Raw genomic sequence first — 13,538 nt, forward strand, 5'->3', positions numbered from 1 at the left:
GCACAAGGCCGCTCCTACATCTGTTTCGGGCCAATTATGCCTGTGAAAGTATCGGCGCCTGCCTTGGTGCATGCCTCGAGTCGTGCGCAGCGGCAGTGGTGACCACGCTGAAACCGCGTCGGACCAACAAGGCGGACCAGGTAATGGCCCAGGAGCGATTGGCCCGAAACAAATGTGGGAGCGGGCTTGTCCCGCGATGCGCCGCGCGGGCGGCGCTCGATCTCATAGGCGCCAGAGAATCTTCGGCGAACACCTCTGAGACACAACGCAATCCCACGGCGAACACCTCTGGAACACAACGCAACCCCAAGGCAAACACCTCGCACACACAACACAATCCCAAGACAGGCACCTAACAACACCAACCCCATTCCCAACCGACCCTCAAACCGCCCTCCCCCGCCCGACCAATCGTGGAACACGCCGCCACACCGGGGGAATGCGCAGCACCAGAAGGAAAACCCCAACAGCGGCATACACCGCCCACTCCTTCAGGTCCGAGCGCACGATCCACAGGAAGTGCAACAGCCCCAACCCGAGAATCACATAGACCAGCCGGTGCAGCTTCTTCCACCGCGCGCCAAGACGCCGCTGGCTATACCGGTTGGAAGTGACCGCCAGCGCCAGCAGGCCAAGAAAACCCAAGGCGCCGACAATGATGTAGGGCCGCTTGCGCAACTCCACCCCGAACTGCCCCCAATCCAGCCCCAGGATGAACACCATGTACGCCGTCATGTGCAGCACTATATAAGCAAAGCACCACAACCCCAGCTGACGCCGCACCACGATCCAGCCCGACCACCCCGTCAGCCGCTGCAGCGGCGTCATGCTCAGGGTGATCAACAGGAAGACCAGCGCCCCCAGGCCAAGACGGTCCACCATGATCTTGCCCGGATCCGGCCCGAGCAGCCCCATGGCCGCCTCGTACAACCACCATACGGGGAACAGGCAGCCGCTCACGAAGATCGCCAGGCGCAGCCAGGGATAACGCATCAGTAGTTCTTCCGCAGGTCGAGGCCGGTATACAGCGACGCCACTTCATCGGCGTAGCCGTTAAACATCAGCGTATCGCGCACATTGGGACTGAACAGCCCGCTGGGCAGGCGACGCTCCCGGGCCTGGGTCCAGCGCGGGTGGTCGACCGTCGGGTTGACGTTGGCATAGAAGCCGTACTCGTCCGGCGCCAGCCCCTGCCAGGTGGTCTGCGGCTGCTCCGCCACCAGGCTGATGCGCACGATCGACTTGATGCTCTTGAATCCGTACTTCCATGGCACCACCAGGCGCAGCGGCGCGCCATTCTGGTTGGCCAGCTCACGGCCATACATGCCCACCGCCAGAATCGCCAGCGGGTTCATCGCCTCGTCCAGGCGCAAGCCCTCCACATACGGCCAGTCAATCAGGGCAAAGCCGGACCGCTGGCCGGGCATGCTCTTGGGGTCTTCCAGGGTTTCGAAACGGATATAGCGCGCTTTCGAGGTTGGCTCGACCTGCTTGAGCACCTGAGCCAAGGGGAAGCCCAACCAGGGAATCACCATCGACCAGGCCTCCACGCAGCGCAGGCGGTAGATCCGCTCCTCAAGCTGGTAAGGCTTGACGAAGTCCTCCAGCGCATAGCGCCCGGGCTTGGCCACCTCGCCATCCACCACCAGGCTCCAGGGGTCGGTCTTCAGGCTGCCGGCATTGGCCGCCGGATCGCCCTTGTCGGGCCCGAACTCGTAGAAGTTGTTGTAGTGGGTGGCGTCCTTGAACGGCGTGATCGCCTCACCGCTGACGGTAACCGCCTGCCAGCGCGTGGCGCCGAGCTTATCGGTGAACCAGCCCGGCGCGCTGCCCGCCTCGACATCGGCATAGCGGGAAACCTCCGCCGCGGCGCCCAACCGGGGCAAAGCACCCAGGGCTGCACCTGCAAGGCTGGCGCCCAGCAGCTTGCGACGGGAGAGGTAGAAATCTTCGGGGGTGATCTCGGACGACTTGCAGTCGCTGGATCGGGGAAGCTTGATGAGCATGGCGGCTCCACAGTACGGGTCACTGATGTACACGTAAGACTATGGAGCCGGCAGGTTATTCCGCGATTAAATCCTTGTCAGGATTTACGACGGCGCGCCCGCAACAGGAACTGGATCGGCCCCGACGCGGCATAGGCGAGGAAGATCAGCAGCAGGATGCGCGGCGGGTCGCTGAACACCACGGCGAACACCAGCACCACGGCCAGGATCGCGACAAAGGGCACGCGGCCCTTGAGGTCGAGTTCCTTGAAGCTGTTGTACTTGATGTTGCTGACCATCAGCATGCCCGCGGCTGCCACCAGCAGCGCCACCAGGAACGACAGCTTGGAGCCCTGGATGCCGTAGTCGCTGAACGCCCAGACGGTACCGGCCACCACGCCGGCCGCCGCCGGGCTGGCCAGGCCGATGAAGTAACGCTTGTCGGCGGTGCCGACCTGGGTATTGAAGCGTGCCAGGCGCAGCGCAGCGCCAGCCACATAGATGAAGGCGACCATCCAGCCGACCTTGCCCATGTCGCCCAGGGCCCAGCCGAACGCCAGCAACGCCGGCGCCACGCCGAAGGCGACCATGTCCGACAGCGAGTCGTACTCGGCACCGAAGGCGCTTTGCGTATTGGTCATGCGGGCCACGCGGCCGTCGAGGCCGTCGAGGACCATGGCGACGAAGATCGCGATGGCGGCGAAGGCGAAATACTTGCTCGCCTCCCGTGGATCACCCGCGCTCAGGGCGCTCTGCGCGCTCATCGAGCTGATGATGGAATAGAAGCCGGCGAACAGGTTCGCGGTGGTGAACAGGTTGGGCAGCAGATAGATACCGCGGTGACGCACCTTGCGCCCTTCGGCGTCGTGACCTTCTTCAACGTGCTCATCGACAGGTAGCAGGCTTTCGGCGTCGGAGGGCTTGTTCGGCTCTTCGGGACGTTCGCTCATGAAAAGTACCTTGCAACAGGGTGGAATATGTTCGACATGGGCTCGGCAAAACCGTTCTAACAGCGAGCCACTGGTCGCTTTATACCAGAAGCTGACCGCGCAAACGAAAAAACGCGGCCGAAGCCGCGTTTTTCATTTATCGACGCAAGACTCAGTTCTTGGTCTTGTCGACGATCTTGTTGGCCGAGATCCACGGCATCATCGAACGCAGTTGCTCGCCGATGATTTCGATGCCGTGGGCGGCGTTGTTGCGGCGCTTGGCGGTCATCGAAGGATAGTTGGTGGCGCCTTCGCTGATGAACATCTTCGCGTACTCGCCGTCCTGGATGCGCTTGAGGGCATTGCGCATGGCCTTGCGGGATTCTTCGTTGATGACTTCAGGGCCGGTGACGTACTCACCGTACTCGGCGTTGTTGGAGATCGAGTAGTTCATGTTGGCGATACCGCCTTCGTACATGAGGTCGACGATCAGCTTCAACTCGTGCAGGCACTCGAAGTAGGCCATTTCCGGGGCGTAGCCCGCTTCGACCAGGGTTTCGAAACCGGCCTTGACCAGCTCGACGGTACCGCCGCACAGAACGGCCTGCTCACCGAACAGGTCGGTTTCGGTCTCGTCCTTGAAGGTGGTTTCGATGATGCCGGTACGGCCGCCACCGACGCCAGCGGCGTAGGACAGGGCGACGTTCTTGGCGTTGCCCGAGGCGTCCTGGTAGATGGCGATCAGGTCAGGGATACCACCGCCCTTGACGAACTCGGAGCGCACGGTGTGGCCCGGAGCCTTCGGCGCGATCATGATCACGTCGAGGTCGGCACGCGGAACGACCTGGTTGTAGTGGATCGAGAAGCCGTGGGAGAAGGCCAGGGTGGCGCCCTTCTTGATGTTCGGCTCGATCTCGTTCTTGTACAGCTGGCCCTGGAATTCGTCCGGGGTGAGGATCATGACCAGGTCGGCAGCGGCGACGGCGGTAGCCACGTCAGCCACTTTCAGGCCGTGGGCTTCTGCCTTGGCAACGGTAGCCGAACCTTTACGCAGACCGACGGTAACGTCCACACCGGAGTCCTTCAGGTTGCACGCCTGGGCGTGACCTTGAGAACCGTAACCGATGATGGCGACTTTCTTGCCCTGGATGATGGAAAGGTCGCAGTCTTTATCGTAGAAAACTTTCATGAAATACCCCTGTTATATCTCGGCCCCAGCGGAGCCATCGCTAGTTTTTGAAGTTAGATGCTGAGCACTTTGTCGCCACGGGCAATGCCGGTGACGCCACTGCGCACGGTTTCGAGAATCGATGCGGTGCCGATGGCTTGGATGAAGCTGTCCAGCTTGTCGCTGGTGCCGCTCAGTTGCACGGTGTACACGCTGGCGGTCACGTCGACGATCTGGCCACGGAAGATATCCGTGGTGCGCTTGATTTCGGCGCGCTGGGCACCGGTGGCCTTGACCTTGACCAGCATCAGTTCGCGCTCGATGTGGGCGCTTTCCGACAGGTCGACAAGCTTGACCACTTCGACCAGCTTGTTCAGGTTCTTGGTGATCTGCTCAATCACCTCGTCATGGCCAACGGTGGTCAGCGTCAGACGCGACAGGGTCGGGTCTTCGGTCGGTGCCACGGTCAGGCTTTCAATGTTGTAGTTGCGCTGGGAGAACAGGCCGACCACGCGAGACAAGGCACCGGGTTCGTTTTCCAGCAGCAAAGAGATGATGTGCCGCATATCAGGTACGCTCCGTCTTGCTCAGCCACATGTCACGCATCGAGCCGTCCTTGATCTGCATCGGATAGACGTGCTCGGTCCGGTCGACCGCGATGTCGATGAACACCAGGCGGTCCTTCATCGCGAAAGCCTCTTCCAGTTTCGGCTTGAGGTCTTTCAGGCTGGTGATGCGGATGCCCACATGGCCATAGGCCTCGGCCAGCTTGACGAAGTCCGGCAGCGACTCGACGTAGGAGTGCGAGTGGCGACCGTTGTAGGCCATGTCCTGCCATTGGCGGACCATGCCCAGCACACCGTTGTTCAGGTTGACGATCTTCACCGGCAGGCCGTACTGCATGCAGGTGGACAGCTCCTGGATGTTCATCTGGATGCTGCCTTCACCGGTAACGCAGGCCACGTCCTGGTCGGGGAAGTTGAGCTTGACGCCCATGGCCGCCGGGAAACCGAAGCCCATGGTGCCCAGGCCGCCGGAGTTGATCCAGCGGTTGGGTTTGTTGAAGCGGTAGTACTGCGCCGCGAACATCTGGTGCTGGCCCACGTCGGAGGTGACGAAGGCATCGCCGTTGGTCACTTCGCACAGGGTCTCGATCACCTGTTGCGGCTTGATGAGGTTGCCGTCGCCCTTGTCGTAGGGGAACAGCGCACCGTCGCCGCGCCATTCGTCGATCTGCTTCCACCAGGCATCCAGCGCCGCCTTGTCGGGCTGCTCGCCGATTTCCTTGAGGATGGTGAGCATCTCGCTCAACACGCTCTCGACCGGGCCGACGATCGGCACGTCGGCCTTGATCATCTTGGAGATCGACGCTGGGTCGATGTCGATGTGGATGATCTTGGCGTTCGGGCAGAACTTGGCCGGGCCGTTGACCACGCGGTCGTCGAAACGCGCACCGACAGCGAAGATCACGTCGGCGTGGTGCATGGCCATGTTGGCGGTGTAGCTGCCGTGCATGCCGAGCATGCCGAGGAACTGGCGATCGGTGCCGGGGAAGCCACCGAGGCCCATCAGGGTGTTGGTGACCGGCAGGTTCAGCGTCTTGGCGATTTCGGTGAGGGCTTCGGAGCCGCCGCCGAGGATCACGCCACCGCCGGAGTAGACGATCGGGCGCTTGGCCGCCAGGAGCATTTCGGCCGCCTTGCGGATCTGCCCGGAGTGACCACGAACAGCCGGGCTATACGAACGCAGCTTGACCTTTTTCGGGTAGATGTACTCGAACTTCTCGGCCGGGTTGGTCATATCTTTTGGAATGTCGACCACTACCGGGCCGGGACGGCCGGACTGCGCAAGATAGAAGGCTTTTTTCAGGACTTCCGGGATTTCCGAAGCGTGCTTGATCATGAAGCTGTGCTTCACGATCGGCCGGGAGATACCGATCATGTCGGTTTCCTGGAACGCGTCGGTGCCGACCATGGTGCTGGGCACCTGGCCAGACAGGATGACCATCGGAATGGAATCCATGTAGGCGGTGGCAATGCCGGTGATGGCATTGGTCGCGCCCGGGCCGGAAGTCACCAGTACCACGCCGGCCTTGCCGGTGGCACGGGCGTAACCGTCCGCCATATGGGTGGCAGCCTGCTCGTGGCGGACCAGGATGTGCTGGACTTCCGGTTCCTTGAACAGGGCATCGTAAACATGAAGGAGAGCACCACCAGGGTACCCGTAGATGTGCTTAACGCCTTCGTCACGCAAGAAGCGGACGACCATCTCAGCGCCAGATAAAAGCTCCACGTTGTTCACCTCTAAAACGCCAGAATACCGCCCTCACTGAGCGGGTCTTAATAGGTTTACTGCCAAGCAGAGCATGAGCGAACGTCAGCACTGACTGAGCAAGTATTGGGAGTGCCCTGGTGTGTTGCGGGCCTTCCCACCCAGCGCGAGGTAACGCGTTGCGGGGTGTTACAAGTCGGCGCGGGTGTGCGCCTCATGATCTGCTTAGCGGGTCTGCTTCTGGCAGTCCCTCTACAGCGGAATCTGGATTCTTGTGATTCGGCGCGCACAAGTCAAGAAAAATTATTGCCAATTTTTCCGCAAGATGAATTGCTGCAACCACTAAAAAGGTGCTCAGCAGCAGATTTAAGAAGATTTCCATAAAAAAGGGCCACAATCTGCGGCCCTTGATGGAAAAAGAGAAGAAATCAGGCGGAGGGGCTGATCAATTGGTCGAATTCTGCCAACAGGCGCCGTAGCTCGCGGCTTTGTTCCGGACGGTCGACAAACACCGTCTCGGCCATCACCAGGATGCCCGAGGCATTGGGCAGCGGGTGGCCGTGTTCGAGAATGAGCGTCATCCGCGGCAGGAAGATCCACTGCAGCCACTGTTCGAAGGCCATGCTGTCGACGGCGAACGGCACCACGCTGGCCAGCGCCTCGGCGCTGGGTGCGGCATCACTCCACCAGCCCTGGACCTTGAGCTCGCGCTCGATCAGCAGCAGATGGTCGGCGATATCGAGTATGCGCTGTTCCATCACAGGTTGACCCGCGCCTTCTGCCGCGCCAGGGCCGCGCCGGCACTGTCACCCTGCTTCTCGCGAGCCTGGGCGATGGTGTTCCACAGCTGCGCCTGCAGGTCGGGGCGACCATTGGCGTAGGTCAGGGCGCGCCGCGCCAGTTGCTCGGACTGCGCGGCGTCACCCTGCGACAGGCGCACCTGGGCCAGGCGGAACAGCACCTGCGGCTCACGCGGGGCGATGCGCTGGGCACGCTCCAGGCTCGACGCGGCGCCGTTGAAGTCGCCACTGCCCTGCTGCTGCTGGGCGGTGGTCAGCAGCGCCAGCACCGGGCCGTCGAGCTGTTCGTCGGCGGACAGGCCGCCGCCGGAGACGTTGCCCCGCGGAATCCCGGTGGGCGCGCTGGTGACCGGTGCCGGATTGCTCATCGAGGCGATGTCGAAGGGCTCGTCGGCGATCGGGTTGGGGTTGGTGCTGATCGGGCCGCTGCTGACCGGACCCGGGGTGATCGGCCCGGTGCTGATCGGTGCCGAGCCGGTACCTGCCGGGAACGACTGGATCGGCGCGCCGCCGGTCCCTTGCGGGATCATCACGGTGACGCCGGAGTCTTCCGGCAACGACCGGGCCTGGCTGCTGCCGCCGCTGGTCGGATAGGCCGACGTGCGGTTGGCCGAGACGCGCTCGCTGTTGGAGACCCGGGTGCTCGAATCGACCACCGGAATGTTGCCACGCGGGACGCTGGCACAGCCGTGCAGCACGGTCACTGCCGCCACGGCAGGAATCCACCACTTGTTCACTTCACACCCTCTTCAGAAGCTCGCGCTCAATTCATCCAGCCCTTGACCCAGTCCATCACCTCTTCGGCCGGGTTCTGCTCGCCACCACAGGTGGCGCCAGCGGGTGGTTCACTGCCACGAATATACGGCATCTGCACCGCTCCCGGACAGCTGCCGTCGGAACCCTGGCCGCTGTAAGGATCGATCCAGGCCTGCACCACGTTGTCCGGCTGCGGCATGTCCAGCGGCAGCGGGTCGGCCTTCTTCATGAAGCTGGTCCACACCTGCAGCGCGCCGGTGGCACCGGTGAACGGCGTCTTGCCGTTGTCGTCGCGGCCCAGCCAGACCACCGCCAGCAGGTCCTGGCTGAAGCCGGAGAACCAGCTGTCGCGCGAGTCGTTGCTGGTACCGGTCTTGCCCGCCAGGGTCAGCGAGCTCGGCAGCACGCTGTAAACCGAGCGGCCGGTGCCTTCGCGCATCACCCGCTGCATGGCGTTCTGCACCAGGTAGATCGAACCCGGGTCGAAGGTCTGCTGGATCTGGAACGGGTAACGCTTGAGCGGCTCGCCTTCGGCGGTGAGCACGCTGCGGATACCGCGCATCGGCGTGTTGAAGCCGCCGTTGGCGATGGTCTGGTACATGGTCGCCACCTGCATCGGCGACATGCCGCCGGCGCCCAGCAGCATCGACGGGAACGCCGGCCAGTCGACCTGCACGCCAAGCCGACCGATGGTCTTGATCACGTTGGGCACGCCCACTTCCAGGCCGAGCTTGGCGGTCGACAGGTTGTAGGAGTTGGCCAGGCCCTGGTACAGGTAGATGGTGCCGTGCGGGCGGCGATCGTAGTTCTGCGGACGCCACACCTGGCCATCGGCGCCCTTGACCGAGAACGGCTCGTCCTGCACCCAGCTGGTCAGGGTGAACTTGCTCGGTTGCTCCAGCGCGGTCAGGTAGACCGCCGGTTTGACCAGCGAGCCGATCGGCCGCACCGCATCGATGGCGCGGTTGAAGCCGGCGAAGCCCGACTGGCGGCTGCCGATCAGCGCCTGCACCTCACCGGTTTCGGGGTTGGTGACGACCATCGCCGACTCCACTTCGTCGGCGCCCTTGCGCCCGGCCAGGCGCTTGAAGGTCTCGCTCATGGCGGTCTCGGCCTTCATCTGCAGGATCGGGTCGAAACTGGTGAAGATGCGCAGGCCTTCCTCGGTCAGGTCTTCGTCGCGGTAATCCTGGCGCAGCTGGCGCTTGACCAGGTCGAGGAAGGCCGGGAACGAGCTGTCGGCCAGGCTGCCGCGCTTGGTCACGCCCAGCGGCATCTTCTTCGCTGCATCGACCACCTCCTGGGTGGCCACGCCCTGCTCGGCGAGCAGGTCGAGCACCAGGTTGCGCCGTTGCAGGGCGCGCTCGGGGTGACGGCGTGGGTTGTAGTAGGACGGGCCCTTGACCATGCCCACCAGCAAGGCGATCTGGTGCAGCTTGAGTTCCTGCAGCGGCTGGCTGAAGAAGAACTGGCTGGCAAGGCCGAAGCCGTGCACCGCGCGCTGGCCGTCCTGGCCGATGAACACTTCGTTCAGATAGGCCTCGAGGATTTCACGCTTGTCATAGTGCACTTCCAGCAGCACCGACATCATCGCTTCGGTCAGCTTGCGACTGAGACTGCGCTCGTTGGTGAGGAAGAAGTTCTTCACCAACTGCTGGGTCAGGGTACTGCCGCCCTGGCGCATGGCGCCCGAAGAGGTGTTGACCCAGACGGCCCGGGCAATGGACTTGGGCGACACGCCGAAATGGCTGTAGAAGTCGCGGTCTTCGGTGGCGATCAGGGTTTCCACCAGGTACGGCGGCACCTGGTCGATCTTGATCAGGATGCGGTCTTCGAGGTTCTTCGGGTAGATGCCGCCGATCATCAACGGCTCGAGGCGCACCACGTCGAGCTTGCCGCCATTGGCGCCGCTGAGGCCCGCGACATAGTCGCCGGAGAAGCGCACTCGCACGAACTGCGCCGGCTCCATGCCCTCGTAGAACTGGAAACCACGGGTGTTGAGGTCGACGTTGTTGCCATTGACCAACGCGGCGCCCGGGCCATTGGCCACGCCTTCCCGGCGATAGCCCAGGGCATCGAGTTCGGTGAGGAAGTCGTTCTTGCTCAGCTTCTGGCCGACGAACAGCTCCAGCGGCCGGGCATACACCTTGGCCGGGATGGTCCAGCGCTTGCCGGAGAACTTCTCCTGGACGGTCGCATCGAGGTAAACCGCGAAGCCGGCGATCACCACCAGGCCGACCAGGCTGAGCTTGAGTGCCCAGCCCAGCCAGGCGCGGGCGCGGCCGGTCGGGCGTTTTTTAGAGGTGCGGGAATTTCGGGTACGTGTCATGGCGGCGGATTATACGCACTTTGGAAAAGGGGGGCAGACGCCTACGGCGGTTTGCAGGGACGGCACCATTGACCATAATGTCCGATTCGAATTCCCTGACCCCTGAAGGATGATCCGTGAGCCAAGCCCTGATCAGCGCGCTGCAGAACCCCGCCCTCTATCCGCACCCTGTCGCGGGCTTCCAGCTCATCGAGACGCATATCTCCTGGGTTCTGCTCACCGGCGAGTACGCCTACAAGATCAAGAAGCCGATGAACTTCGGCTTCCTCGACTTCACCGGCCTCGACCAGCGCGGGCATTTTTGTAACGAAGAGCTGCGGCTGAACCAGCGCCTGACCGAAGGCCTGTACCTGGAAGTGCTGCCGATCACCGGCAGCGTCGAGGCCCCGCAGATCGGCGGCGAAGGCCCGGCGATCGAGTACGCGCTGAAGATGCGCCAGTTCCCCCAGGACCAGATGCTCAGCACCCTGCAGGCCAACGGCGAGCTGAACGCCGGTCACATCGACCAGATGGCCCGGCAGATCGCCGAGTTCCACCTGCAGGCGCCGAAAGTGCCAGTCGACCATCCGTTGGGCACCCCGGACGCGGTCATGGCGCCGGTGGTGCAGAACTTCGAACAGATCCGCCCGTTCCTGACCGACAAGGCCGACCTGCAGCAACTGGACAACCTGCAGGCCTGGGCCCAGGACAGCTTCAAGCGCCTGCATGGCCTGCTCGAGACGCGCAAGTCCGATGGTTTCATCCGTGAGTGCCACGGCGACATCCACCTGGGCAACGCCACCCTGATCGACGGCAAGGTGGTGATCTTCGACTGCATCGAGTTCAACGAGCCGTTCCGCCTGACCGACGTCTACGCCGACGTCGGCTTCCTGGCCATGGACCTCGAGGACCGCGGCCTGAAGTGCCTGTCGCGACGCTTCATCAGCCAATACCTGGAGCTGACCGGTGACTACGAAGGTCTGGAGCTGCTGAACTTCTACAAGGCCTACCGCGCCCTGGTGCGGGCCAAGGTCGCGCTGTTCAGCCTGTCGCCCGACGCCGACGGCGTGCAGCGCGCCACCACCCTGCGCACCTACCGCAACTACGCCAACCTGGCCGAAAGCTACAGCGCCATTCCCTCGCGCCTGCTGGCCATTACCGAGGGCGTCTCGGCGGTGGGCAAGAGCCACGTGGCCATGCGCCTGGTCGAAGCGCTGGGCGCAATCCGGGTGCGTTCGGATGTCGAGCGCAAGCGCCTGTTCGGCAAGCAATCGGCAGACAACGCCGGCCAGCTCGAGGCAGGCATCTACGACAAGGAGGCCAGCGTTGCCACCTACAAGCGCCTGCATGAGCTGGCGGCGATCATCCTGCGCGCCGGCTTCCCGGTGGTGCTCGACGCCACCTACCTCAAGCAGCAGCAGCGCAAGGCGGCGGCGGACGTGGCCAACAAGACCGGCGCGCCATTCCTGATTCTCGACTGCCAGGCCCCCGACGCGGTGATCGCCAGCTGGCTGGCCCAGCGCCAGGCCGAAGCCATCGACCCTTCGGACGCCACCCTGGAAGTGATCCAGGCGCAGCAAGCCAGCCGCGACCCGCTGGATGCCGAGGAGCAGAAGCACAGCAAGCGCGTGAACACCCAGGAAAGCGCCAGCATGGACCAACTGATCGAGCAGATCCGCCAGCACCTGCCCGGCCTTTGACCCGCAAGGCGTGAAGCAGTCGACAGTTCACGCCTGAAGTCCGGCGCCCCTCCAGTGATGTCATTACAATATCATCACACCCCACGGAGGAGGCGCCGCCATGAATCAGCCCCGTCAGCTGGACAACGTCCTGTACTCGATGATCCGCGACGAGAAGATCGCGGCGTTCAACCGCGAGAAGCCCAGCGATTCGACTATCGACTTTCGAGGCGGTGATTTCCGCGGCCTGGATCTGCGCGACCTGGACGTACGCGGCATCGACTTCACCGACGCGTACTTTCGCGCTGCCGACCTGCGCGGGCTCGACCTGCGCGAGAACGGCCTGGAGGGCGCCAGCCTCGCCCATGCGCAGATCTCCGGGACCTACTTCCCGGCTGAGCTCAGCGCCGACGAGATCCTGATGTCGGTGAAGTTCGGGACGCGGATGCGTTATCGCAGCGCTCGCTAGACCGTGCCTCAGGGCAACTGTCTTCTTTAGGAATCCCGTCCTCCCAGGGATAGGGGCGCGGAGCGCTCCTACTCCTGATATGCCTGCAAATGGCCAGCCTGATCGAATGGCTGATGTCATAGATTTAGGACTGCCTGGATCGACAAGGGTATTGATCTGCTTGCGGATAACCCTCCTGACGCACGATGAGAGTTCCCAGGAATCCCTTTAGCTGTAACAAAACGCTGCCAAATCAGGCCCAAATGGACAGTTAGAGAAACGTCCTACACGGATTTGGGAAGCCCTGTTACCCATCGAGAACCTGTTCCTCGCTAGTGTTTCTGCTCTGCGTAACCGTCGCTCGCAACTGTCCGACGATCCAGAGCAGATATCGCCTATCTAGATGCTCGATGCGGCGGTATGTGCAGCCAACCTGCCACATCCCGGAAAACGCCCATGACCCTCAGCAAGCGAATCGCCCACGTCATCGCCGAATCCGTCCTGCCCCACGACCAGTGCCAGGCCTGCGAACGCAAGGGCCTGCCCATCCTGCCCCTGCGCCGGGCCCTGGTCCCGGACCTGCGCCCGGCCTACCGTCACCCCCTGGCCGGCGGCGATCAGGTCGCCACCCGCATGGGTCTGCGCACCCTGCGCACCGGCTACCTGTATGTCCTGCTCGACCAGCGCATCTGGTACGCCTACGAAGTCACCGACGAGGCCCACCTGCGCCGCTTCAACCCCCTCGAGCCGCCACCCGCACCACCGCGTCTGCTCGCCCGCCAGTGCCTGGGCGAAAACCACGACATCCCCTCTTCCTTCCTCACCGTCGACACCGAGGCCTTCTCCACCGCCTGGATCGCCTTCAGCAGCGACGCCTGGCCGCCCAGCGTGCTGAATGCCTATCGCAACGCCAAGACCCCTCCCGATCGCTTCCAGGTGCTGGACCTCGCCCTCGCCCGCAGCGACCCCGCCCAGGTGGGCATGGCCATGACCCTCAGCGAGCTGCAGGTGGACCGCGAGGTCTTCGAGTACAACCAGCAACTGCCCGGCGCCTTCGACAGTGTCCATGGCTTTCACAGCCGCCTGCTGCGCCAGACCGCTACCCGCGGCTACCTGATCAACGCCATTGCCCGCCACCAGCTCGAACACGGCGTGCTCGCCCTGGTGCTCGACGACACCGTCGGCCTGGTCCAG

12 protein-coding genes are annotated in these 13,538 nt (G+C 63.3%); 3 read left to right on the forward strand and 9 right to left on the reverse strand.

Annotated features, from left to right (window positions below):
* Positions 1 to 384: 384 nt before the first annotated feature.
* The 9 genes from msrQ to mrcB form a co-directional block, all read right to left on the reverse strand.
* Positions 385 to 993: a protein-methionine-sulfoxide reductase heme-binding subunit MsrQ gene (gene msrQ / locus LU671_RS28700; protein ID WP_232857780.1), complete on the reverse strand. Its 609-nt coding sequence runs from the start codon at positions 991 to 993 to the stop codon at positions 385 to 387.
* Positions 993 to 2,006, reverse strand: a complete 1,014-nt coding sequence (gene msrP / locus LU671_RS28705; protein WP_232857781.1) for a protein-methionine-sulfoxide reductase catalytic subunit MsrP — start codon at positions 2,004 to 2,006, stop codon at positions 993 to 995. Before msrP ends, msrQ begins: the two co-directional genes overlap by 1 nt.
* 77 nt (positions 2,007 to 2,083) lie before the next feature.
* Complete coding sequence (gene pssA / locus LU671_RS28710; protein ID WP_028691215.1) at positions 2,084 to 2,935, reverse strand: CDP-diacylglycerol--serine O-phosphatidyltransferase; 852 nt, start codon at positions 2,933 to 2,935, stop codon at positions 2,084 to 2,086.
* Between the two features lie 151 nt (positions 2,936 to 3,086).
* Positions 3,087 to 4,103, reverse strand: coding sequence for a ketol-acid reductoisomerase (ilvC, locus tag LU671_RS28715; protein ID WP_027917653.1), 1,017 nt, complete (start codon positions 4,101 to 4,103; stop codon positions 3,087 to 3,089).
* A 53-nt stretch (positions 4,104 to 4,156) separates the two neighbouring features.
* Positions 4,157 to 4,648 carry an acetolactate synthase small subunit gene (gene ilvN / locus LU671_RS28720; RefSeq protein ID WP_003250040.1) on the reverse strand — a complete coding sequence of 164 codons (492 nt, stop codon included), beginning with the start codon at positions 4,646 to 4,648 and terminating at the stop codon, positions 4,157 to 4,159.
* Position 4,649: 1 nt separating this feature from the next.
* A complete protein-coding gene (locus LU671_RS28725) occupies positions 4,650 to 6,374 on the reverse strand; it encodes an acetolactate synthase 3 large subunit (protein WP_232857782.1) in 1,725 nt (574 codons plus the stop codon).
* A 407-nt stretch (positions 6,375 to 6,781) separates the two neighbouring features.
* On the reverse strand, positions 6,782 to 7,114 hold the full coding sequence (locus tag LU671_RS28730; RefSeq protein WP_203648060.1) for a YqcC family protein: 333 nt from the start codon (positions 7,112 to 7,114) through the stop codon (positions 6,782 to 6,784).
* Positions 7,111 to 7,890, reverse strand: a complete 780-nt coding sequence (locus LU671_RS28735) for a tetratricopeptide repeat protein (protein ID WP_203648061.1) — start codon at positions 7,888 to 7,890, stop codon at positions 7,111 to 7,113. Before LU671_RS28735 ends, LU671_RS28730 begins: the two co-directional genes overlap by 4 nt.
* A 26-nt stretch (positions 7,891 to 7,916) precedes the next feature.
* Complete coding sequence (mrcB, locus tag LU671_RS28740) at positions 7,917 to 10,238, reverse strand: penicillin-binding protein 1B (protein WP_232857783.1); 2,322 nt, start codon at positions 10,236 to 10,238, stop codon at positions 7,917 to 7,919.
* 116 nt (positions 10,239 to 10,354) lie between these two features.
* Between mrcB and LU671_RS28745 the strand changes: the two genes are divergently transcribed.
* The 3 genes from LU671_RS28745 to LU671_RS28755 all read left to right on the forward strand — a co-directional run.
* A complete protein-coding gene (locus tag LU671_RS28745) occupies positions 10,355 to 11,917 on the forward strand; it encodes a bifunctional aminoglycoside phosphotransferase/ATP-binding protein (RefSeq protein ID WP_232857784.1) in 1,563 nt (520 codons plus the stop codon).
* Between the two features lie 100 nt (positions 11,918 to 12,017).
* Positions 12,018 to 12,365 (forward strand): pentapeptide repeat-containing protein, encoded by a 348-nt coding sequence (locus tag LU671_RS28750; RefSeq protein WP_062572758.1) that lies wholly within the window; start codon positions 12,018 to 12,020, stop codon positions 12,363 to 12,365.
* 435 nt (positions 12,366 to 12,800) lie between these two features.
* Positions 12,801 to 13,538 (forward strand): T6SS effector BTH_I2691 family protein (locus LU671_RS28755; protein ID WP_332880099.1); only part of this gene is annotated, 738 nt, incomplete at its 3' end.

This window comes from Pseudomonas sp. NMI760_13, from assembly GCF_021283245.1.
In the GTDB taxonomy this organism is placed as follows: Bacteria; Pseudomonadota; Gammaproteobacteria; order Pseudomonadales; family Pseudomonadaceae; genus Aquipseudomonas; species Aquipseudomonas peradeniyensis.